Here is a 23,100-nt window from a genome sequence, read left to right on the forward strand (position 1 = left end):
TGACCGCTAAACTACAATAACTGAGCCTTCAAATACTAGAGCCTTGACGGTCACGCTGAATCTGAAACAGGCGGTCACGATCGCTGAAATACGCAGCGATGACCTAAGTTCTGACACTGATAGCGACCTTCATTTCGAATCAAGTGCTCATTCATGCGTTTCCTCTCATGAATGACCAGCAAGCCAGACGCTGGGCTCAGAACACCATCCGCATAAATCAAGCCCAATGTTGGATGTGGATCTAAGTTGCAATTCGGATAAGCAAAATGCATCAGTCCATCAAATTCTCCTACCTTATCAGTACCATCGCATACCTGGTAACTACTGCTTAAGGTGGGTTGATAGAACTGGTAAATGGATTTACCCCAAATATCCAAGACAAGTTGATGGTGATCGATATAAGATTCTTTGACAATGCCATTGTCAGCAACAAGCTCCTGTATGGCAAACCCATCACAAAGCCAATAACTAGGCAAATCAGCGGAGTCGCAGGCGCTTAACACTAAAAGAGTTCCTGCCAAAGTAAATCCTAGGCAATACCTCTTCATCTGCCAGATTGAAAGATAGGACATATTGAGGCTATTAACGGGGTATCAGATCAAGTTGGCTCATCAAAGCCATGCTATCAGAGCCAATTGACTCGTGGCGTCAATTTTCAATAAAACCACGCAAGATAATCACCAGAAATAGAAAAAGGCCCCTTAATAGGAGCCTTTTAATATTCAATGGGGCGAACGACGGGGCTCGAACCCGCGACAACCAGAATCACAATCTGGGACTCTACCAACTGAGCTACGTCCGCCACTGAAGATCCAAGATTATAGCTTTTGTCGCAAAAACCTGTCAAAAAGACCTATCTAGGCCGACTCAAACTCAAAAGCAGCCCAATCACCTAGGCATAAGCTGGCATCAAGGAAAAAATCGGCAATAGCCGCTTTGCTCTGCACTTTAGCTAGGGCATGGTGGTCTGAGAGGCGTTGACGCCAGTAGCGGGATCCCGCCCTGCCATGAGCCAAACCTAGAATATGTCTTGAAAATGCACCAATATAGAAAGGCTTGCCTTTGGCGTTACATTCATCAAACCACGCTTGGACCTGTTTAATTAAAGCAATTTGAATGCGGTGCCACTCGGTTTCGCTAAAGAGATAACCAGCAGCTTCCCCGTTGCTATGAATTAGGTCATCCCAACCTAGAAGCATGGCGGGAAAATGATATGCCGCCCTACCCACCATGAAGCCGTCGAAATCATCCCAATGGCCTGCAATTTGTTCATTGCCCTCTAAGCCCCCATTTAGCAGTACCCGCAAATTCGGGAATTCCTTTTTAGCATCCAGACGCAAGCTTGCAGCAACTTCGTAGCGCAATGGCGGCTTGCTACGATTCTCTTTTGGTGACAAACCTTTAAGCACTGCATTACGAGCATGAATAGTGACTTGGCTTGCGCCAGCATCAGCTACCGCGAGGATAAAGTTCAAAGCAAACTGGTAATCCTCCTCTGAATTAGCAGCATCCATGCTGTCTAGACCTAAACGATGCTTTACAGTAATTGGAATATCTACAGCAGACTTCATGGCTCGCACGCAATCCGCAACAATCTGTGGTTCAGACATCAGGCAAGCCCCGAAGGCGCCACGTTGAACACGCTCAGATGGACAACCGCAATTCAGATCAATTTCGTCGTAGCCCCACTGCTGCGCTAATTGAGCGGCTCTTGCTAAATCAGATGGCTCACTACCCCCTAATTGCAAAACAACTGGATGCTGATCTTGCGAATAATCCAAATGACGCGGTACATCACCATGAATCAGCGCACCAGTGGTAACCATTTCGGTATATAAGATTGCCTCTTTTGTGAGAGTGCGATGAAATGACCGGCAGTGACGGTCAGTCCACTCCATCATCGGAGCTACAGCTAATCTCTTTTTCATAAATCGACCTGTAAGCCTTTATCTATATAGGTATTTGAATATGATAATCGCAATAAATCGTAGTAACTTGCCCTAAAACGCAATCAATCTGCCACAAATTTGACACAAATTGCTACGATTAATCATGGAAAAAATAGAAAAATTCATCAGGTCATATGTCGGTTTAAAAGGGACTACTTACAAAGTACGGATACGTCAACGTTGCCCTGTTACCAAATTACCGGTAGAAGCTTCAGAGTCATTTAAAACTCTTAAAGAAGCAAAAATATACAAAACTATTGAACTTGCCAAAATTTTACAGGGAACTGCCAAAACCAATACAAATGGCGATATATCCCTCTCCGAACTTATCTCTCTATATATAGAGGGCGTAAAGGACATGGGCGAAGAAATTGCTAGGTCAAAGTTGGGAACCCTAAAACTCATATCCCAGTCCGGGCTAGGTAAAAAGCGAATAGATAGCTTAACTGCAAGGGGCCTGGTAAAGCACGGCCAAGAGCGGCGACAAGAAAAGAAGCGAACCCTTAAATCTGGTGCCATCAAAACCCTCCCTGGGTAATCCCGCCTTATGACGGATATATCAATCAATTCAAAAGCAATTTTTAATCAAGTAATCGGAAAAGATCAAGCGGCTTTAGCCCTAATGAGCGTCATGTGCAATTTATTTAAATTTTTTGATCTATTAATCGAGCTCTCTATTACTGATAAATGATCGCTCTTGATGGGTAATTGGATCTCTAAACCAAATTTCTTTAGCCAATAATTTCAGAGGCCGCGTAAAGTCCAGATCGAATTTTTGATATGGCGTCAGAATAGGGTAAATCTGATCATTTTTGATAGGGATTCCCAAGGCGTTCAAATGACAGCGTAATTGATGCTTCTTTCCGCTACCCGGACTTAATCTATAGCGAGCCCATGCGCCATTACGTTCTATTAATTCGATATGCGTATCGGTATTTGTGGGGCCGTCCACCTCTCTCATTTGTAAAAAATGGTCTGACTCCTCTATGCGGCTACGATACGTTAGAGGCAATTTCAGATCTAGCTCATCTGAGTAAGGGGCAATCGCTTCATAGATCTTTTTTACAGCCCTATCCCTAAATAGATTTTGATATTGCGCTCTATTATTGGGTTTGATTGAAAAAATGACTAAACCTGCAGTATCCCGATCTATCCGATGAATTGGACTTAATGCCTGGATACCAGTTCTTTTTTTCAAACGATTGAGCAAGGTTTGATGAAGATACAAGCCACTTGGCGTGACAGGTAAAAAATGGGGTTTATCAGCCACCACAATATGTTCATCTTGATAGAGAATCGCCTCCTCGAAGGGGATTTGAGGTTCCCTATCCAAGCGTCGGAAATACATTAAGTGGGTATTGGGAATGTAGGGGTCATTTGCCGCAACCGGATGACCATCCATAGTCATTACTAAACCTTCGTTAAATCTAGCCACCCACTCCGCTTGATCAATATGGGAAAAAGTATTAACGAAAAAATCAATCAGAACTGAGTAAATTGAGGTAACAGGTAAATATACCCTTGAGGACGAAACCCCTTCGGAATTAATTTTCATGCAAGGTGTGATTTACTCTTAATGTTAGGATCGAATCTACCCGAAACCACCTATATGTTCATCAATAGGGCTGCAATGAATTTGTATTATATTTAGCTTGGGAATAGGGTTGGAGTCCATTCAGATAGCCCGCAATTTGTACTACAGACATAACATGCCATACCCCTCCCAGCTCAATCGCTGCAGCGGGCATACCAAAAATGATGCTGCTAGTTTCATCCTGCGCAATCGTATCCCCACCTGAATCAAAGATCTTTTTCAAACCAATGGCCCCATCCCTACCCATACCACTCAAAATTACTCCGACCGAACTTGAAGGGCAAGACTCGGCAACGGATGCAAAGAGCTTGTCGATACTTGGGCAATAAATTTCACCTGGGGAATGCGAACTGATTCTAAATCCACCATCAACACCTATCTCAAGATGCTTTCCTTCGGGCGGGAAATACAAATGTCCCGCCATTGGAACTCCCTTTTCTTGAGCGATTTCTACTTTTAAATTCGTCATACTTTGCAGCCAGTCAAGCATCCTGACTAAAAAACCATTGCTGATATGCTGGACACAAATAATTGGAATAGAGAAGTCGGCATTTAAATTTAAAAAATAATGCCTCCAAAGCTTGAGGCCCACCAGTAGAGGCGCCGATCACTACTATCCTAGGTATAACCAATCGGCTGAGCTCACATTGGAGTGGTTTTGGGTTTGGCAATCTTATTCCATTCTTTTTAATGTACTTAACGCCATTTTTACTCTCCTCACTAATCAATCGCTAATTCTCTACGCCTGTAACAAAGTCAATAAAACCACGCTCTACATGGGTTGAAATTAGCTTAACCCTGAGCAGGCGTCCAACCAGAAAATCATCCTTAGCGTTGATTAAGCGCCCTTCTACAGGTGGATTAAAGATTCGCACCCAGGTACCTTTCTCGTTTACACCAGACACAATGCCATTGAAATATTGGCCTATGCGGTCATGTAATAGAAGGGCAGCCTCGGATTTACGTAATTGGCGCTCTACCTTCTTGGTAACATCTTCCTGAATAGTGCAATGCAGAGCCATGGCCTTGAGTTCTCCGACAGAGTACGGCGGCTCCTGCCCTGCTAGAACAGACTTAATCAGGCGCAAGGTAACGATGTCTGGGTAACGGCGATTTGGGGCAGTCGAGTGCATATAGTCACTAACGGCTAAACCAAAGTGACCAATTGGATGATTGGTGGGCTTCTCAACAATATATTCGCCAGAGCCCATCAACTTGACAATCAGCAGCGATAGATCTGGAAAGCGTATTGGATCCTCTCTATGCTGCTTTGCCAAAAATGCTTCTAGTGCTTGTGCATCCGGATCATTAGGCAATGTATATCCATGTTCCAATGCTACTTTGACGATCCGCAACCAGCGCTCCGGTGAGCGTACTACTCTTCTCATAGAGTAAATTCCGGCGCGACCTAAAAAGCGCGAGGTACATCCATTGGTGGCAATCATGAACTCTTCAATAAGCTGACGAGCGCGATTATGATCTTGCTGCTTAATCTCAGTAATGGTGTTGCCAACAAAGTTCGCTCTTGGCTGAAAAATATCAAACTCTAATGAGCCATTTTCATGGCGCTTGACCCGCAGTTTTTGAGCTAACTCATCTTGAATCTTTAATTGCCATTCCAAATCTGGAACTGCTGCTGCTTTTTCAGGTAACTGCCCGCGTCCCTCCAGCCATTCTGAGCTGGCATCATAGGCCAACTGAATCTGGTTACGTACCAAAGCCCTGTAAATAGTGGATTTTTTGAGATCAGCCTCTTTAGAAAAATGCATTTCACAAACGATGGCTAAACGATCCTCACCAGGATTTAAAGAGCTCAGATTGGTCGATAGCTTTAAGGGTAGCATCGGAAAGATGCGTGCAGAAGTGTAGACAGAACGCGTATTAATAAAGGCATGCTCATCAATCGGTGTTCCTTTTTTAATAAGTGCATCCACATCAGCAATGGCAACCAGTAAGTGATAGTCATGACCACTATCTTTACGCATTACAGTGAGCTGATCTAAATCTCTTGAGTCATCGTTGTCTATCGAGCACCAAGGCAAATTCCTCAAATCCACTATCGAAGAATCATTTTCTCTAGCGGGATTCTGAATTTTCTCTAACTGTTCATGCACCGCGGGAGAGAATTCGGGTTCTAAGCCCCGCACAAGCATCACGCCCTCAGCGATACGTGAGAGCACTTCGATATGATTGCTAATTTCACGAGTACGAAATGGGTACTTCACGGAATTGATCAAACTAGTCTATGCCTTTAATCGCGAGAATCTTGCTTTCATCTTATACCTGCGCCTCAAATTTGCCTAGATTCTTGCAATGATTTATCTTTAAGCGTATACATAGAAGGTGTCTTATCGCTTGTACTGTATGAATTAAAAGAAGGCAGCAATATGAAACGCATTGTCGATGTATTTACTAAAGATTGGTCACATGAGATTGTTTGGACTTATGTAATTGAATTAGGGGATGGTCTTGTGCCACTTGAGATCGAAGCATTTGAAAATGAAGCTTTACGCTTAGCGGTTGAAGAAAATCGGGGAAACCCTGAGTTTATGTTTGCCAAGGCTCGTGAATAAAAAAGGATGACTTTGTCACCCTTTCATATTTGAATGCTCATCTAATATCTATAGAGAGCCATCAATTTTTACTTGAAGCTCCTTGGCTAGATCCAGGGCGCCCTGATAACCCGAGCGGAGATGAGCAGGTAGATCGGGATCTCCAATCATTGCGCCCAAGGTTTCAACTAAGCTGTACACCAGACCCTTGGCTGCGCCTGCTGCAATCGAATTCTGCTCTAACGCAGCGTCGATATGATTTACCGCATCTAAGAAATAATCATGTCCCGGAAGTCCATCCGGACCTAATGGCTGAGTACCCATGTGCTACCTCCTAATGGCTAATATGCTTCAGCAAGCAAACTAATCGGCTGCCAAATCGCTGCTGTAGATTTCAATCTTACCGTTATGCGCGTGCCCATTCAAAATCTTCTGCTCTGCTATTGAGAGTAGCTTGAGCTGATGCTTTGCAAAATGCTCTAGAGGGTCGCCTAACACACTATCTGGATCAATATCCTCTAGGGCCTCATAACTAAAAACGCAATCCAAGGGATGACCGTCCAATGATGCCGGAAAGTGAATGGACTTGTCTTTACCAAAGCTAACGGGGCCTATGAAGTGAATTTTCATCGAAGTTGATCCGCTTTATAAAAGAACTTATTGGCGTAAGCAAAAATTTCTCTATCCGTTGGATGATCGACTGTTTCTACACCAACAATGCGATTCGCAATATCTTGGTCGTGTTGATGCGCATGCTTAATTAATTCTAACTTTGCAGAACCTGGGCCAATAATCAAAATCTCTTTTGATTCTTTAACAGCCTGCAGAACAGAATGCAGGTACTTATCATCCAAGGCAACTCTACCGCTACCAATCTCACCACCCTTATGGTGCAAATGTGGATGAGTTGATTTGGTTTTAATTACCTCGGCTTCATCAGCGGTTTCGCTTAGAAACATGACATGCGCTTCTTTATGGTCAATCCAAACTACCGAATGATTAAATGACATGTGATTCCTTATTAATTAAATTCAATAACAGCTTTAGTATGCCTGCATTCAGATGAATAATTAGTGACAAATAAAGATTTTGAACATTTCTTTTGATTTAGATCAATCAAAGGTGAAGCGATGGCGCATAGTGGCGTTATTTCCGCCAGAAGTTCCATTGCTGCTATTGCCATGGCCATTCACCGTAATGTTCGTATCTTTTGGGGTTGGTTTGCTAGGGTTGCTGCCAGCCTGGACGCCCTCTTCATCAGTCGACACCGGTGCTTTGGGGCGCGGCGCATAAGGATTACGCTGGGGTTGGAATAGTCTGGCAGTATCAATCGGTGGCGACCCCTCATCGGCGAAGGCCAAAAGGGGCATTTGGATGCTCGCAACCCATATTAACCCCATACAAATAGACTTGTTGAACCTCTTCATCAGTAAATCATACCTATATTCCAGATCAGGATAAGGTCACTATACTTATCTTTGCTGAATAAAGAACCCCAATAATGAGCGTAATTCGCATTTACCCTATGATTTTAAAAGACCATGTTTGATCTTTCTTTGCTTGATATTTGCTTGCTGCTTTTATGTGCCTTGATGGCTGGGCTAATTGATTCCATTATGGGCGGGGGCGGCATGATTCAAGTGCCTGCACTATTCTCTTTTCTTCCCGGATATCCACCAGCGACGCTGATGTCAGTAAATAAAATTGCCTCTTTGGTGGGCACTAGTGGATCAGCGTTTCAATACGCCAAAGCTAATAAAACCCCTTGGAAGCTGGTGCTCATTTCCTGCTCAGCAGCATTTTTAGCCTCTGTTGGAGGCGCTTATTTACTAACTCAAGTTCCTAATCAATGGTTAAGGGGGGCTTTACCATTTTTCCTGCTGGCCTTATTAATTTTTAATATTCGCTCAACCGCCGGTTTAGTGCATGCTCCTCGTCACCAACATCACAAGCAAACTGGCCTTGCATCCTTGGGGGGTGCGTTAATTGGCTTTTATGATGGCTTTCTAGGGCCTGGTGCTGGAGCCTTCTATAAGCTTTGGTATGCCCGCGTTCTGGGTTTTGATTTTTTACGCTCTGCCGCCCCATCTAAATTTCTAAACGTTGCCTCGAATCTTGGAGCGCTATGCGTTTTTTTATCACTGGGCTATATGAATTTAAAACTCGCTTTTTTAATGGCGATTGCCAATTTAATTGGCGGCCAAATTGGAAGCAAAATGGCCATAAAACACGGTAATGTATTTATTCGTAAAGCCTTTTTTATTACTGTGAGCGCCTTGATACTAAAAACTTTTTACGACGCCTATATCCAATAAGTCATGCTTATTTCAATTGCAACTATCTTCCTGGTGTTGATCTATACGATCATCAAGCATTTGCTGAGCAAGTCTGGCCAGCGCTATCTTATCGATAGTTATGGATTGGACTCCAAAAAATTAGAATCCCTAAGCAAACAAGATATTCGCGCTCTAAGAGCATCCATTAGCCAGCTCCACAAGCAGAATGATGCGTTTGGGCTGGAGGAATTACTCAGGCGCTATCGACCCTAATCAGACTATTTCTTGAGCTTTCCAAAAGCAGCGGCCATCGCATTATTTATTGGCGGCAAACTACGTCTATCGGCATTCGACTGTCCTTGCTCATTATTCCTTGGGGTAGACCTATCAAAGTTTTTTTGTGGTAGCTTCGGTGTGCCAGCTTTGGGTGCCTCATCGCTTAAGCGCATAGTTAATGCAATACGCTTGCGTTTCTCATCAACCTCAAGCACCTTTACTTTCACAACCTGCCCCGCCTTAACTACCGAGTGAGGATCTTTCACAAAAGTATTGGCTAATGCAGAAATATGCACCAATCCATCTTGATGCACGCCAATATCAACAAAGGCACCAAAAGCAGCTACGTTCGTAACCACACCTTCCAAAATCATCTCTGGCTTGAGGTCACTCACTTTCTCGATACCGTCCTTGAAAGTGGCGGTAGTAAATTCTGGACGCGGATCTCTTCCTGGCTTTTCCAATTCTTTGAGGATATCGCTTACCGTTGGAATGCCGAATTTCTCATCAGCGTATTTTTCAGGGGCTAAGTTTTTGAGGATCGAAGCATCCCCAATCACCTCTTTGACACCTTTTTTAATATCACTCAGAATTTTTTCAACTAAAGGATAAGACTCAGGGTGAACAGCGGAGGCATCCAATGGATTGCTACCATTCATAATGCGCAGAAACCCTGCAGCTTGCTCGAAGGTTTTATCGCCTAAGCGTGGAACACTGCGTAAATCAGCCCTACTCTGAAACGCCCCATTGCTGTCTCTGTAGGCCACAATACCCTCGGCCACTGTGGCGCTCAATCCCGAGACTCTTGCGAGCAAAGGTGCGGAAGCAGTATTCACGTCCACACCCACTGCGTTTACACAATCCTCCACTACCGCTACCAATGATTTCGCTAATTGAGTTTGCATCACATCGTGCTGATATTGGCCTACGCCAATTGATTTAGGATCAATCTTCACAAGTTCAGCCAAGGGATCTTGCAAACGACGGGCAATGGATACTGCGCCACGTAGAGAAACATCCATTCCGGGTAACTCTTTAGAGGCATATTCAGAAGCCGAATACACCGATGCCCCCGCTTCCGATACAACAATTTTGGTGAGCCTTAATTCAGGCTTGGCCTTGATTAAGTCTTGCGCCAACTTATCGGTCTCACGCGATGCAGTGCCGTTACCAATCGAGATTAAGGTGGCTTGGTGCTTCTCCGCCAATTTTGCCAGTGTGTGCAGGGAACCCGCCCAATCATTTTTGGGTTGATGTGGGTAAATGACATCTGTATCGACCACCTTGCCAGTGGCATCGACCACAGCCACCTTCACGCCGGTACGCATGCCAGGATCTAAACCAATCGTGACTCGTGGCCCAGCAGGTGCTGCTAGTAGTAAATCTTTTAAGTTACGTGCGAATACATGAATGGCTTCAGTTTCTGAGCGCTCACGCAAAGCACTCATCAGCTCAGACTCAAGATGCAAGGAGCATTTAATCCGCCACGTCCAACGCACTGTATCAGCCAACCATTGATCAGCTGGTCGCCCTTCATTTTTAATCTTAAAGTGATTAGCAATACGAGATTCGCAAGGGTTGTGAGGCGCATCCCATCTTGGCTTTTCTTCTTCGGTATCCAGGCGCAAATTAACCATCAGTATTTGTTCGCGACGCCCTCTAAATAAAGCCAGAGCACGATGCGATGGAATTGCTTTAATAGGTTCAGAATAATCAAAGTAATCCGCAAACTTCTCACCCTCTTGCTCTTTGCCTGCAATCACCTTTGATTCAACCACACCATGATCTTGTAAGTAAGTACGCAATGACTGCACTAGCGCAGCATCTTCAGCAAAACGCTCCATCAAGATTTGGCGAGCACCCTCAAGCGCTGCTTTGATATCTGGAACACCCAGGTTATCACCTTGGTCAGATTGAAAGGCCTCTTTAATGTATTTTGCTGCCTCAGCATCTAGGGTGAGATTAGGATCTTGCAATAAGTCGTTTGCTAGCGGCTCCAAACCTGCCTCTAAGGCAATTTGTGCCTTAGTACGACGCTTCAATTTATATGGCAGGTATAAATCTTCTAGCCGAGTCTTATCCTCCGCCAACATAATGCTCTTGAGCAACTCAGGGGTCATCTTGCCCTGCTCCTCAATAGCAGCTACGATCGCCTTACGACGCTCTTCCAGCTCCCTCAAATAACTTAAGCGCTCTTCGAGCAAACGCAGTTGCGCATCATCTAATCCGCCAGTAGCTTCTTTACGGTAACGGGCAATAAAAGGCACAGTAGCACCTTCATCCATGAGTGCGATGGCTGCTGCTACTTGAGCAGGTTTAGCGGAGAGTTCTAGGGCAAGTCTTTGTTCGATTGAAGGCAGCATAAATACTTATAAAAAGGTTCTAAACAGGATTGAAGGATAGAGAATAAACTATCGAACATGACCCTTACAGCAAACTCTAAAGCCTCAATTCATATGCCCCGAGGGCTTGTTTTTGTCTTCGCCCTGGCTTGCGGCATTTTGATTGCGAACCTCTACTATGCGCAGCCTTTAATTAGCTTAATTGCCCCAGAAATCGGCCTCTCAGAATCCGCTGCTAGCCTGATAGTTACCCTCACACAGATAGGGTATTGCATCGGCCTAATCTTACTTGTGCCACTGGGTGATCTTGTAGAAAACCGTAAATTGATTTTATTGACAATCTCAGGGGCAATCCTAGCCTTGGTGATGGCCATGCTAGCGCCCAATGCCCTCTGGTTTTTATTTGCCTCCCTTTTAGTAGGCATCGGCTCAGTGGCCGTACAGATGCTAATCCCAATTGCGGCGCACATTTCTCCTGAAGAGCGTCGAGGTCGTACCGTAGGAAACATCATGAGCGGCCTTCTATTGGGTGTGATGTTAGCGCGTCCGATTTCGGGTTTCATTGCTCACCACTTTGGTTGGCGCACCGTATTTGGAATGTCTGCGGTCCTATTAATCATCTTGGCAGTTATTTTGTGGAATTTGCTACCAGAGCGCCAACCTACCCTAAACCACCATTACTTCCGCCTGATTAAGTCCCTATGGTCTTTATTAAGAGATACCCCAATCCTACGCCGCCGAGCGCTCTATCAGGCAGCGCTTTTTGCCTCATTTAGCTTGTTTTGGACTGCGATACCCCTACTGCTATCTGGACCACTATTTAAGCTTTCTCAGCAAGGTATTGCCCTGTTTGCGCTAGCTGGTGCTATGGGCGCCATTGCTGCACCGATCGCTGGGCGAATTGCCGATAAAGGTTATGCCAAACCAGCCACAGGATTTGCCTTGGCAACTGGGGCTTTTGCATTTTTGCTGTCTCTCTTTGGGGGAACATCGGCCTCACTATTTTGCCTAGTGCTCGCTGGCATCTTGCTAGATATGGGCGTGCAATGCAATGTGGTTTTAGGCCAGCGGACAATCTACCTTTTGGGTGCAGAAGTACGCAGTCGCTTGAATGCTTTGTATATGGCCATCTTTTTTATTGGTGGCGCTATCGGCTCTGGCATTGCCAGTGTAGCCTATCTATATGGTGGTTGGACGCTAGTGGCATCTATTGGCTTTGGCTTTCCAGCTGCCGCTTTTCTGTTTTATTTAACGGAATAAAAAAACCGCCCTACAACATCTCGGGCGGCTTCTTTATTAACGCATGACTTAGTCACGCGATGCTTTCTTGCGCTCATGCTCTTTCAAATAGCGCTTACGAATACGAATGCTCTTAGGCGTTACTTCTACCAATTCATCATCGTCAATAAACTCAACCGCATACTCCAAGTTCATAGCAATAGGCGTAACCAAGCGAACCGCTTCGTCTGTACCAGAGGCACGAACGTTAGTTAATTGCTTGCCTTTAATAGGGTTCACAACCAAGTCGTTATCACGGCTATGGATACCAATGACCATTCCTTCATATAAAGGATCGCCAGGGCTTACAAACATACGGCCGCGATCCTGTAATTTCCAGAGCGCGTAAGCTACTGCTTCACCATCGTCTTGGCTAATCAGTACGCCGTTATGACGCTCACCCAAAATACCGTCTTTAGCAGGAGCATAAGAATCAAAGGTATGACTCATTAAACCATTACCGCGAGTCATTGTCATGAAATCACCCTGGAAACCGATCAAGCCACGCGCAGGAATACGGTATTCCAAACGGGTGCGGCCTTTACCATCGCTTACCATGTCGAGCAATTCACCTTTACGCTTACCCAAGTCTTCCATTACGGAGCCTTGAGTTGTATCTTCAACGTCCACGGTTAAGTTCTCATATGGCTCCATCTTCACGCCATCAACTTCGTGGAATACCACGCGAGGACGTGAAACAGCCAACTCATAACCTTCACGACGCATTGTTTCAACCAAAATAGTGAGGTGCAATTCACCACGACCAGACACTTCAAATACAGTATCGTCATCAGTTTCTTTAACACGCAGAGCCATATTGGATTTCAATTCGCGGTCTAAACGCTCACGAATTTGACGGCTAGTCACAAACTTGCCTTCACGTCCAGCCAATGGGCTGGTGTTCACCATAAAGTTCATGGTCAAGGTGGGCTCATCAATCTTGAGCATAGGCAAAGCTTCTGGCACGTCAACTGCGCAAATCGTTGTACCAATCGCGAGGTCTTCAATACCATTTACCAATACGATGTCGCCGGCTTGTGCTTCATCCACTAATTCACGCTCAAGTCCACGGAATTTCAATACCTGATTAATGCGGCCTTTACGAACAGCGCCATCAGGACCATCCATAAATACGACATCCATCAAAGGCTTAACTGTTCCGCGGTTAACACGGCCTACACCGATCTTGCCAACGTAGGTGCTGTACTCAATCGAGGTAATTTGTAGCTGCAAAGGACCATCAGGATTGTCATCACGCACCGGCACGTGCTTTAACACTGTGTCGAACAATGGGCGCATATCACCTTCACGCACATCATCAGTCAAGCCAGCATAGCCATTCAAACCAGAGGCATACACCACTGGAAAATCCAACTGTTCTTCAGTGGCACCCAGCTTATCAAACAACTCAAATGTTGCATTAATGACGTAATCCGTACGTGCACCTGGACGATCAACTTTATTGATCACTACGATTGGCTTCAAGCCAAGCGCCAAGGCTTTCTTAGTCACGAAACGGGTTTGTGGCATTGGACCTTCAACTGCATCCACCAATAACAATACCCCATCAACCATAGAAAGCACACGCTCTACCTCGCCACCAAAGTCGGCGTGTCCCGGTGTGTCAACGATATTAATATGAGTGCCGTCATATTCAACCGCACAGTTCTTGGACAAAATAGTAATGCCACGCTCTTTTTCCAAGTCGTTCGAGTCCATGACGCGTTCGGTCATTTTTTCATTGGAACGAAATGTGCCGGATTGGCGCAAGAGTTGATCAACCAAGGTAGTTTTACCGTGGTCAACGTGGGCGATGATAGCGATATTACGAAGTGCGCGTTTAGTCATGTGAAGCTTCTGTAGTTAGAATAAAAGTTAGATAAAGATTAGTGAGTAAATAAGTCAGTTCGGTTTAATGGGCTGTGGAAATCAAACGTTTGGGATGTAGCACTCCAGAACGCCAATCCGCAGTGCCAATAAAATTGTGCGAGGCAGCTGTAGCACGATAAATACGCACTAGAGCCTCAATCGAAGGAATATTGAGTGGCACGCGTTGCCCCATTTCTAGGCGCTTAGCTTGTTGCTCATCAACAGTTAAATGCGGCAAGGTTTGCAACAAGGCATCAACCGGAAGGATGTAGGATGAGTGATTTTGCAAACCACTGCGAATCGACTCCAAGTCAAACGATTGTTCTAAGGTGAGATGCCCTACCTCGGTTCGGCGCAAACCAACCAAATGGGCGCCACAAGCTAGCGCATTACCAATATCTTCGGCCAATACCCGAATATAGGTTCCTTTGCTGCATGAAACCTCTAATGTGGCTTCAGGCCAGTTGATAGCAGTCCAACGAATCGAGTGAATCGTAATATTGCGGGGCGTTCGTTCGAGCTCAACACCTGCTCTAGCGTATTCATAAAGGGGTTTGCCATCGCGCTTGAGAGCAGAATACATCGGCGGTGTCTGTGAGATCGCACCAGTAAATTGGGGTAACAAGCTATTCAATGCAGCCATCAAGGAAGCTTCGTCAGCAAAAGTGGGTAATGGTAATTCTTCAATAACGAGACCTTCAGCATCACCCGTATCGGTCCTTGAACCAAACCTCACTTGAGCGATATAGGTTTTATCTGCGTCCAATAAATCCTGTGAATACTTGGTAGCCTCACCCAAGCAGATAGGCAGTAAACCGGTAGCCATCGGATCTAGGGTGCCCGTATGGCCTGCCTTATCAGCATTGAATGCACGCTTAACGGCCGTAACCGCACCCTGCGAACTCATACCCGCAGGTTTATCAAGCAAAATTACGCCATCAATGCGAACTGACATGACTTTTACTGAGCCTCATCTTTACGATCACTATCAACTGCCTGATCGATCAAGCGCGACATTTCAATGCCGTGCTCAACAGAGCTGTCATAGTGAAAATGCAAAGTAGGAACAGTATGAATATGTAAACGTTTAAATAACAAAGAATGCAAATAACCCGCCTTCTCTTGCAGAGCCTTTGCAGCATACTCAGGCTCTGCACCCAAGACGGTGAAGAACACCTTGGCATGGGCTAAGTCAGGTGTTAACTCTACACTTTGCAATGTAATCAAACCCAATGTCGGGCTGCGCAATTCACGAGGAATCAACTCAGCCAAGTCTCGCTGAATTTGATCGGCGAGACGTTGGTTACGATGCGGGCTGGTTTTATGCATGCAATTGCGATCGCTTAAAGTGTTCTAGCAACTTCAGTTACTTCATACACTTCGAGTTGATCACCCTCTTTGATGTCGTTATAACCCTTCAATGAGAGGCCGCACTCAACACCGGCGCGCACTTCTTTTGCGTCATCTTTGAAGCGTTTAAGAGAGTCCAACTCGCCAGTCCAGACAACCACGTTATCACGCAGCAGTCGAACGCTTGAAGTTCTCTTCACGACACCATCAGTTACCAAGCAACCAGCAATCGCGCCAACCTTAGAAACCAAGAAGACTTGACGAATCTCCACCATACCGGTGATTTCTTCTTTCTTATCTGGTGTCAACATGCCGCTCAACGCTGCTTTTACTTCATCAACCGCGTCATAAATAATGTTGTGATAACGAATATCAACGCCATTATTTTCTGCAAGCTTACGGGCTGCCGCATCGGCACGGGAGTTAAAGCCAATAATCACCGCCTTAGAAGCAACCGCCAAATTCACATCAGTTTCAGTGATACCACCAACACCGGCGTGAACGATTTGCACCTTAACCTCTGGTGTGGAAAGTTTTTGCAAGGATTGTGACAAGGCTTCTTGTGAGCCCTGTACATCTGCCTTGATGATTAATGGCAAGAGCTTGGCTTCGATTGCGCCTTCGCCCATGTTTTCCATCATGGTTTCAAGTTTGACTGCCTGTTGTTTAGCCAACTTCACGTCACGGAACTTACCTTGACGGAAGAGTGCGATTTCACGGGCTTTACGCTCGTCAGGAACCACTTGAACTGCCTCACCAGCAGCAGGAACCTCAGATAGACCTTGAATTTCCACCGGAATAGAAGGACCAGCTTCATTACATGGCTTGCCATTCTCATCAAGCATTGCACGCACGCGACCAAAGGCAGAGCCTGCCAACAACATATCGCCACGCTTCAAAGTGCCTGATTGAACCAATACAGTTGCAACAGGACCACGGCCTTTATCTAAACGTGCCTCGATAACCAGACCTTGTGCTGGAGCATCTTTAGGAGCCTTCAGTTCCAGAATTTCAGCTTGCAATAAAACGTTCTCAAGTAAAGCATCAATACCTAAGCCAGTTTTTGCAGAAACTTCGATGAAGGGAACGTCTCCACCGTATTCTTCTGGAACGACCTGCTCTGCCACCAATTCGGTTTTGACACGCTCTGGATTGGCATCAGGCTTATCAATCTTATTAATAGCAACCACCAGAGGAACGCCAGCTGCCAATGCGTGGTGAATCGCCTCTTTAGTTTGCGGCATCACTCCATCATCAGCCGCAACCACCAAGATCACAATATCAGTCGCCTTAGCACCACGAGCACGCATTGCCGTAAAGGCTTCATGGCCCGGGGTATCCAAGAAGGTAATCATGCCACGCGGTGTTTCAACGTGATAAGCACCAATATGCTGAGTGATGCCGCCGGCTTCGCAAGTAGCCACTTTGGCGGTACGAATCTTATCTAATAAAGAGGTTTTACCGTGGTCAACGTGACCCATGACTGTTACCACCGGAGGACGTGACAATAACTCAGCGTCATGTCCAGCAGTACCTAAGTCCAAATCAGGATCATCCAACTTCGCAGCATGTGCAGTATGACCCATCTCTTCAACAATGATCATTGCAGTATCTTGATCGAGCACCTGGTTAATCGTAACCATCTGCCCCATACCCATCAGCAGCTTAATGACTTCAGCACTCTTGACCGCCATTGCATGCGCTAAATCAGCAACCGTAATGGTTTCAGGTACATGCACATCACGCACTACAGGCTCTGTTGGAACCTGGAAGTTCGTGTCAACGTTTGCCTCTGCAATTTGACGTTGTTTTTTTCTGCCACCGCCAGAACGCCATCCACTTGCACCACCGGAACTATCGCCGCGTGTCTTCAGACCGCCGGGTTTTTTTGCGCCTTCTTCTTGCCAAGTGGAAGATGTTTCAGCCGACTTAATCGTTTTACCGCCAACTTTAGCTGGGGCTTTCTTCTTATCGTCCGCACCCTCTGCCTTAGCAGGTTTATGCAAGGTTCCTTTTTTTGCTTCTTCAGCAGCAACTTCGCTTGGTGCTTTGAGAACACGAGCTGGCGCACTCATCATGTCGCGAATCGCTAAAGCCTCAGCCTCAGCAGCTGCGCGACGCTTGGTAATATCAGCTAATTGCGCTTTATTGGCATCAGCCAAATCTTTGGCTGCTTTATCTGCCTTTACCTTCTTCTCGGCTGCCTCTGCTTCTGCAGCGGCAGCAGCAGGCACCTCATCAACAGCCTTCACTTCTTTTTCTACCGGGGCTGGCACTGCCGCAGCAGCGACTTCTTTGACGCGAGCCTCTTCTGCTGCCTTCATTTCCGCTTCTTGACGAGCCAATAGCTGAGCTTGACGCGTTGCTTCTGCAGCACGTTTCTCAAGCTCTTCTTCTGACAAAATCGATTTGGCAGGTGCTGCTGGTGCAGCAACTTTTGCTGGTGCATCTTCAACTACTGGGGCAGGCGCGGTTTCACCAGCCTTAACCAATACGCGCTTCTTGCGCACCTCTACCTGAACAGTACGAGTTCGGCCAGTGGAATCAGCCTGACGAATCTCGGAGCTTTCGCGCTTGATGAGAGTAATTTTTTTACGATTACCAGTATCGGCGCTACCATGCTCTTTTTGCAAATGTTCAAGCAGGACTGTTTTGTCCTTCTCGGTAATGCTCTCGTCTTCAGAAGCCTTATTAATCCCAGCCGCCTTTAATTGCTCCAAGAGGTCAACCGAGGTTCGTTTAAGTTCTGTAGCGAGTACTTTTACTGTTGTTGCCATGCACTACTTCCTCTCATGAAGTAAACCAATGTTCGCGCGCTTTCATGATGAGCGTTTTCGCAGTTTCTTCGTCAATTTGTGTCGCCTCAACCAGCTCATCAACAGCCAGTTCAGCCAGGTCGTCACGGGTGTGAACTTGATTGTCAGCAAGCTTGGCAATCAATTCGGTTGTCATTCCTTCAAGGGAACGCAAATCTTGCGAAACTTCGCCAACGCGCTCTTCTTTTGCCAACTCCATTGTTAATAATGAGTCGCGTGCACGTGTACGAAGTTCATTGACAGTATCTTCATCGAATGAGTCGATTTCCAACATCTCCGATAAGGGTACATAGGCAACCTCTTCCAATGTATTGAAACCCTCTTCAATCAAAATGTCAGCTACTTCCTGATCCACGTCCAACTTATCCATAAATAGCTGACGTACAGATTGCGCTTCTTTTTCTGTTTTCTCAGCAGACTCTTCAGGAGTCATGATATTGATCTGCCAACCCGTCAAATCACTAGCCAAGCGCACGTTTTGTCCGCTGCGGCCAATAGCAATTGCCAAGTTCTCTTCATCAACCACCACATCCATCGCATGACGCTCTTCATCAACCACAATCGAAGAAACTTGAGCCGGTGCCAAGGCACCAATCACAAATTGCGCTGGGTCTTCTGACCACAACACAATATCAACTGCCTCACCAGCCACTTCATTACGCACTGCAGTAACGCGTGTACCACGGACACCAACGCAAGTTCCGATTGGATCAATACGCTTGTCATAAGTGATAACAGCAATTTTTGCGCGGATACCAGGATCACGAGCGGCGCCCTTGATCTCCAATAATCCTTGCTCCATTTCAGGAACTTCGTTCTCAAATAATTTAATCAAAAACTCTGGACAAGTGCGGGACAACTCAATCTGTGGACCGCGTGCCTCGCGATCAACTTTAAGAATGTATGCACGTACACGATCGCCTGAACGTAAGTTCTCTTTTGGAATCATTTGATCACGGCGCAACAATGCCTCTACACGACCAGATTCAATGATCAAACCATTTTTATCAGCCCGCTTGACAGTACCAGTCATGACTTTTTCGCCACGCTCAAGATAGTCATTCAAGATTTGCTCGCGTTCTGCATCGCGAATACGCTGCAAAATCACTTGCTTAGCTGCTTGAGCTCCAATACGGCCAAATGCTAAAGATTCAATTTGCTCTTCGATGTACTCACCAACTTCCATATCCGGAAATTGCTCAATGGCCTCAAAGTGTAAGATCTCTTTATCAGGCTCTTGCAGTCCAGCCTCGTCAGGGACAACCAACCAACGACGGAATGTCTCGTATTCACCGCTATCGCGATCGATCGACACGCGAATGTCAACATCTTCAGTTGCATAACGCTTCTTGGTCGCAGAGGCTAAGGCCATTTCTAGTGCCTCAAACACGATTGCTTGATCAACGTTTTTTTCACGCGCTAGGGCGTCTGCCAACATGAGAACTTCTCGACTCATGACTTTCTTCCTTTGAAATCAATAACAGGGACCAACCGAGTCTTATCGACCTCGGCTAAAGAAAACTCCAATTGAGACTGCGCACCATCAGTGCCCTCAAACAACAAACCAAATTTCGCATCCGGAGAATCTAATTCACCGCTCAGCAAACCTTGCAACACACCACGAAAATTTTTGCGATTGCCCACGGCAACGCGCAATTTCATATCGACTTCCATGCCAGCAAAACGTTCAAAATCAGCAGCCGACTTCACTGGACGATCCAGGCCTGGCGATGAAATCTCCAAACGCTCGTAAGGGATGTTTTCTACCGGTAAGGTATAACTTAGTTGGTGGCTTACTTTTTCACAGTCAACCACCGTAATCAATCGTTCGTAATCCGGATTTTCAATTGTGACGCGCAGCAAACCACCGGCTTCGCGCTCGATATCTACGAGTACGTAACCTAAGTTTTCCAGCTCTGCAGCAATAACCCGCTGATCTTTCACAACACTCCCTCATGCCGAATTGGCAAAAAAAAATGGGCTTCAAAGCCCATATTCTTAAATTCAGAACAGGCCGACTTACGTTGATCGCAACATCAGTCGGTGACAACCAAAAACAGCAGAATTCTGCTGTAAGACCGAAATTATAGCCGATTTACAAGAAAACCAATACAAATCAGAAGCTTTCACTCGGATTTCTCGGCTTACGTGGACCCTTATTAAAGGGTTTGCGCCCTTTTGGTGCGTTACGTTTGGGGCCATTTCCTGGGGTTTGCGGACTGGCTGTGACAAATGCAGACTGCCCATGATGTACTTTGGCGCCTTTACTGCGGTTTTGACCACCTCTGCCTTGAGCACCTTGACCTGCGCCCTGCCCCCCGCCTTGACCAGGTCTACCGCCTTGGGTGCGCCCCCTGAAAGGACCGCGACCCTCGCCTGATCCGCCGTTACCTTGGCCAGGCTTGCCGCCACGACCTTGGTGAGTCAACCCATGATGGCTGCTAGCCATAGTTAATGCATCTTTAGAACCCCAATAAGAAACCGAAGTTTGCATTGGGTCTGGCTGGAAATCATCCCCACCCACTCCAGATTGACGATCTCGACCATGATGCCCTGTGCCGGGACCGCGCCCTTTGTTATCTTGAGGTTGTGGAACTTTAAGTCCAGCTTGTTTCATCAGACTGGCAACGCCACCAGGCGTAACTTCCTCCCACTTGCCACGACGTAAGCGCGGCGGCAGCAAGAACATGCCATAGCGTGTTCGCAACAAACGGGATACCGTGTGACCAACCGCCTCAAACATGCGGCGCACCTCCCGGTTACGACCTTCAGTCAAAGCAACGTGGTACCAACGGTTTGCTCCGTCACCGCCACCCATTGCCAAACGCAAAAACCGGGCTTGTCCATCATCCAATTGAATACCTGACTTCAACTGGGCGATATTTTCTTGACTGAGCTCACCCAAAATACGCACTGCGTATTCGCGTTCAACACCATAACGAGGGTGCATCAGGCGATTGGCTAATTCCCCAGAGGTGGTGAACAACAAAAGACCTTCGGTATTAAAGTCCAAGCGACCTACAGCAATCCAACGACCCTGGCGCGGCTTTGGCAGGCGATCAAAAACAGTTGGACGACCCTCAGGATCGGACTGACTCACAATCTCGCCCGAGGGCTTGTGATAAAGAATAACGCGTGGTGGTTTTGTCTGAATCTTACGATAGACCTGTTTGCCATTGATGCGAACTTGATCGGTTGGCCCAATACGTTGGCCAATATGCGCTGGCAGGCCATTTACTGAAACACGGCCTTGGATAATCAAGTCCTCCATGTCGCGGCGCGAACCCATACCGACATCAGCCAAGACTTTATGCAGCTTGACGGTATCCTCATCATCAGCATCATCATCCAGGCCATCGAGATCGGACCACACTTCATCGCGCAAGCTTAAAGGCAAATCATCCACATTGGCGAACTGCAAACTACTCATCTCATCTTCACTGGGCACATCTGCATCTTCGTCATGGCGCACGCGTTGTGCGCGGCGCTCAGCGCCAGTCTGATGAGAAATTTCACTCTCATTAGGGCCATCGGGATTGGGTGCATAAATGACTTCAGGTGCATCTAATGCTGCATCAAATTCTCCTGATACAACCGCAGCAAATAAGGCTTCACTCTCAGCGGGATTAGGCGCTAATTTAGAGGCTGTATTTGCTCCGCCTTCACGTGGAGCATGCTCACCACCTTCACGGCGTGGTTTGTCTTTGTTAAACGGACGCTTCTTATTAAATGGGTGCTTACCAGTGCGACGCGGGCGACGCTCGCCACCTTCACGACCTTCCGCCTTGAGGTCTTGCGCCCCTGCAGGGGTAGACTCAGTGGTCGATGGATTTGCTACTGGAGATGATTCGTTTTCGTTAGAGCTTGTCATTAATTATTAATTTTTTTTATCTGATGACTCATCAGATTCTGGAGTAGATATTTCAATTACTGCTTCACTTATTTCTTCGGTAACTTCAATAGTTACCTCATCCGCATCGCCTTCTGCAAATTCGATAGAAACCTCTTCAGTAGTTTCTTCGACAAGCACCTGCTCATCCAGCGTGACTACAGATTCAACGGTTGCCGTCTCCGGGTCAAATTGAATGACTGCCTGACCAAGTTGCTCAGCAGCCGCCATTGGGGCCGCGTCTTCCAACATCGGCAGGCTTTGTAAATTCGTCAGACTCAAATCATCTAAAAATTGTTTGGTGGTCGCATAGAGCCCGGGACGTCCAACTGTTTCTTTATGTCCAATAACTTCTACCCAACCACGATCTTCTAGTTGCTTCATCACATTGCTGCTTACAGCAACACCGCGAATCTCTTCAATCTCACCGCGTGTGACCGGTTGACGATAAGCAATAATCGCCAAAGTCTCCATGACAGCACGAGAATAACGCGGTGGCTTTTCTGGAGTGAGGCGATCGAGATACTCACGCATTGACAAACGACTCTGAAAACGCCAACCCGTAGCGATATGTACTAACTCCATGCCTTTGTCATCCCACTCGTGCTGGATAACTTGCAACATTTCATCGATGTCATTGGACGTGACATCGTCTGCAAATAATCGAGTCAGATCCGCAACAGTGAGTGGCTCCTGTGCGCACAGGAGTGCAGTTTCAATTACGCGCTTGTTGTGATCGTCCATAAAGTTCGGCTATCAGGCAGTACCTGGGTAGACTTTAAAAAGGTATTCAGTAATGGGTTTGGGGTGCTCTCTAGCCACTGGCAGCATTTGTCTCTGATTTTCAATTTGGAGGGCTGCCGGTGCTAAAACGAAGTTCATTCGTCCACCGCTCCCCCATTATAAGGT

At 46.3% G+C, this 23,100-nt stretch carries 24 protein-coding genes and 1 tRNA gene; 5 read left to right on the top strand and 20 right to left on the bottom strand.

Annotated features, from left to right (window positions below; all coding sequences use genetic code 11):
- Nucleotides 1–74: 74 nt before the first annotated feature.
- The 3 genes from M2125_RS04345 to dusA form a co-directional block, all read right to left on the bottom strand.
- Entirely contained in the window at nt 75–572 is a 498-nt protein-coding gene (locus M2125_RS04345; protein ID WP_280742547.1) for a hypothetical protein, read from the bottom strand.
- A 154-nt stretch (nt 573–726) separates the two neighbouring features.
- Nucleotides 727–802 (bottom strand) — tRNA-His (locus M2125_RS04350).
- 55 nt (nt 803–857) lie between these two features.
- A complete protein-coding gene (dusA, locus tag M2125_RS04355; RefSeq protein WP_280742548.1) occupies nt 858–1,928 on the bottom strand; it encodes a tRNA dihydrouridine(20/20a) synthase DusA in 1,071 nt (356 codons plus the stop codon).
- A 124-nt stretch (nt 1,929–2,052) separates the two neighbouring features.
- Here dusA and M2125_RS04360 point away from each other — a divergent pair, with 124 nt between their 5' ends.
- Complete coding sequence (locus M2125_RS04360) at nt 2,053–2,487, top strand: hypothetical protein (RefSeq protein ID WP_280741980.1); 435 nt, start codon at nt 2,053–2,055, stop codon at nt 2,485–2,487.
- Nucleotides 2,488–2,610: 123 nt separating this feature from the next.
- Here M2125_RS04360 and M2125_RS04365 read toward each other — a convergent pair whose 3' ends face one another.
- From M2125_RS04365 to M2125_RS04375, 3 genes are all read right to left on the bottom strand, one after another.
- Nucleotides 2,611–3,504 carry a pseudouridine synthase gene (locus M2125_RS04365; RefSeq protein WP_280742549.1) on the bottom strand — a complete coding sequence of 298 codons (894 nt, stop codon included), beginning with the start codon at nt 3,502–3,504 and terminating at the stop codon, nt 2,611–2,613.
- A gap of 61 nt (nt 3,505–3,565) precedes the next feature.
- On the bottom strand, nt 3,566–4,135 hold the full coding sequence (locus M2125_RS04370) for a CheB methylesterase domain-containing protein (protein ID WP_280742551.1): 570 nt from the start codon (nt 4,133–4,135) through the stop codon (nt 3,566–3,568).
- A 139-nt stretch (nt 4,136–4,274) separates the two neighbouring features.
- Nucleotides 4,275–5,768 carry an RNB domain-containing ribonuclease gene (locus tag M2125_RS04375; RefSeq protein ID WP_280742552.1) on the bottom strand — a complete coding sequence of 498 codons (1,494 nt, stop codon included), beginning with the start codon at nt 5,766–5,768 and terminating at the stop codon, nt 4,275–4,277.
- A 162-nt stretch (nt 5,769–5,930) separates the two neighbouring features.
- Between M2125_RS04375 and M2125_RS04380 the strand changes: the two genes are divergently transcribed.
- The gene (locus M2125_RS04380; RefSeq protein WP_076024204.1) at nt 5,931–6,116 is read left to right on the top strand and encodes a hypothetical protein; all 186 of its coding nucleotides are present in this window, start codon (nt 5,931–5,933) and stop codon (nt 6,114–6,116) included.
- Nucleotides 6,117–6,164: 48 nt separating this feature from the next.
- Here M2125_RS04380 and M2125_RS04385 read toward each other — a convergent pair whose 3' ends face one another.
- From M2125_RS04385 to M2125_RS04400, 4 genes are all read right to left on the bottom strand, one after another.
- Nucleotides 6,165–6,419, bottom strand: a complete 255-nt coding sequence (locus M2125_RS04385; protein WP_076024205.1) for a hypothetical protein — start codon at nt 6,417–6,419, stop codon at nt 6,165–6,167.
- A gap of 39 nt (nt 6,420–6,458) precedes the next feature.
- Nucleotides 6,459–6,725, bottom strand: coding sequence for a DUF1488 family protein (locus M2125_RS04390; protein WP_076024206.1), 267 nt, complete (start codon nt 6,723–6,725; stop codon nt 6,459–6,461).
- On the bottom strand, nt 6,722–7,105 hold the full coding sequence (locus M2125_RS04395) for a translational machinery protein (RefSeq protein ID WP_076024207.1): 384 nt from the start codon (nt 7,103–7,105) through the stop codon (nt 6,722–6,724). Before M2125_RS04395 ends, M2125_RS04390 begins: the two co-directional genes overlap by 4 nt.
- Nucleotides 7,106–7,207: 102 nt before the next feature.
- Nucleotides 7,208–7,465, bottom strand: coding sequence for a hypothetical protein (locus tag M2125_RS04400; RefSeq protein WP_076024208.1), 258 nt, complete (start codon nt 7,463–7,465; stop codon nt 7,208–7,210).
- 171 nt (nt 7,466–7,636) lie between these two features.
- On the opposite strand from M2125_RS04400, the gene M2125_RS04405 reads away from it, so the two are divergent.
- Both M2125_RS04405 and M2125_RS04410 read left to right on the top strand, forming a co-directional pair.
- Nucleotides 7,637–8,410, top strand: coding sequence for a sulfite exporter TauE/SafE family protein (locus tag M2125_RS04405; RefSeq protein WP_076024209.1), 774 nt, complete (start codon nt 7,637–7,639; stop codon nt 8,408–8,410).
- A 3-nt stretch (nt 8,411–8,413) separates the two neighbouring features.
- Nucleotides 8,414–8,644, top strand: coding sequence for a hypothetical protein (locus M2125_RS04410; protein WP_076024210.1), 231 nt, complete (start codon nt 8,414–8,416; stop codon nt 8,642–8,644).
- A gap of 5 nt (nt 8,645–8,649) precedes the next feature.
- Here the strand turns inward: M2125_RS04410 and M2125_RS04415 are convergent, their stop codons facing one another.
- A complete protein-coding gene (locus M2125_RS04415) occupies nt 8,650–11,010 on the bottom strand; it encodes a Tex family protein (RefSeq protein ID WP_280742553.1) in 2,361 nt (786 codons plus the stop codon).
- A gap of 57 nt (nt 11,011–11,067) precedes the next feature.
- Between M2125_RS04415 and M2125_RS04420 the strand changes: the two genes are divergently transcribed.
- A complete protein-coding gene (locus M2125_RS04420) occupies nt 11,068–12,249 on the top strand; it encodes an MFS transporter (protein WP_076024212.1) in 1,182 nt (393 codons plus the stop codon).
- Between the two features lie 48 nt (nt 12,250–12,297).
- On the opposite strand, the gene typA is transcribed toward M2125_RS04420, so the two are convergent.
- The 9 genes from typA to M2125_RS04465 all read right to left on the bottom strand — a co-directional run bounded on the left by typA (nt 12,298) and on the right by M2125_RS04465 (nt 23,073).
- Nucleotides 12,298–14,115 (bottom strand): translational GTPase TypA, encoded by a 1,818-nt coding sequence (gene typA, locus M2125_RS04425; RefSeq protein ID WP_076024213.1) that lies wholly within the window; start codon nt 14,113–14,115, stop codon nt 12,298–12,300.
- Nucleotides 14,116–14,179: 64 nt separating this feature from the next.
- Nucleotides 14,180–15,091 carry a tRNA pseudouridine(55) synthase TruB gene (truB, locus tag M2125_RS04430; RefSeq protein ID WP_280741974.1) on the bottom strand — a complete coding sequence of 304 codons (912 nt, stop codon included), beginning with the start codon at nt 15,089–15,091 and terminating at the stop codon, nt 14,180–14,182.
- A 5-nt stretch (nt 15,092–15,096) separates the two neighbouring features.
- Nucleotides 15,097–15,465 (bottom strand): 30S ribosome-binding factor RbfA, encoded by a 369-nt coding sequence (gene rbfA, locus M2125_RS04435; RefSeq protein WP_280741973.1) that lies wholly within the window; start codon nt 15,463–15,465, stop codon nt 15,097–15,099.
- Nucleotides 15,466–15,479: 14 nt separating this feature from the next.
- Entirely contained in the window at nt 15,480–18,263 is a 2,784-nt protein-coding gene (infB, locus tag M2125_RS04440; protein ID WP_076024216.1) for a translation initiation factor IF-2, read from the bottom strand.
- A 13-nt stretch (nt 18,264–18,276) separates the two neighbouring features.
- Nucleotides 18,277–19,758 carry a transcription termination factor NusA gene (gene nusA, locus M2125_RS04445; RefSeq protein WP_076024217.1) on the bottom strand — a complete coding sequence of 494 codons (1,482 nt, stop codon included), beginning with the start codon at nt 19,756–19,758 and terminating at the stop codon, nt 18,277–18,279.
- Nucleotides 19,755–20,246: a ribosome maturation factor RimP gene (gene rimP / locus M2125_RS04450; RefSeq protein WP_076024218.1), complete on the bottom strand. Its 492-nt coding sequence runs from the start codon at nt 20,244–20,246 to the stop codon at nt 19,755–19,757. Before rimP ends, nusA begins: the two co-directional genes overlap by 4 nt.
- A gap of 172 nt (nt 20,247–20,418) precedes the next feature.
- Entirely contained in the window at nt 20,419–22,173 is a 1,755-nt protein-coding gene (rluB, locus tag M2125_RS04455; RefSeq protein ID WP_280742554.1) for a 23S rRNA pseudouridine(2605) synthase RluB, read from the bottom strand.
- A gap of 6 nt (nt 22,174–22,179) precedes the next feature.
- Nucleotides 22,180–22,935 (bottom strand): SMC-Scp complex subunit ScpB, encoded by a 756-nt coding sequence (gene scpB, locus M2125_RS04460; protein ID WP_280742555.1) that lies wholly within the window; start codon nt 22,933–22,935, stop codon nt 22,180–22,182.
- A 12-nt stretch (nt 22,936–22,947) separates the two neighbouring features.
- Nucleotides 22,948–23,073 carry a hypothetical protein gene (locus M2125_RS04465; RefSeq protein ID WP_269844392.1) on the bottom strand — a complete coding sequence of 42 codons (126 nt, stop codon included), beginning with the start codon at nt 23,071–23,073 and terminating at the stop codon, nt 22,948–22,950.
- Between the last annotated feature and the right edge of the window lie 27 nt (nt 23,074–23,100).

The sequence above is a fragment of the Polynucleobacter sphagniphilus genome, from assembly GCF_029892205.1.
GTDB lineage: Bacteria > Pseudomonadota > Gammaproteobacteria > Burkholderiales > Burkholderiaceae > Polynucleobacter > Polynucleobacter sphagniphilus.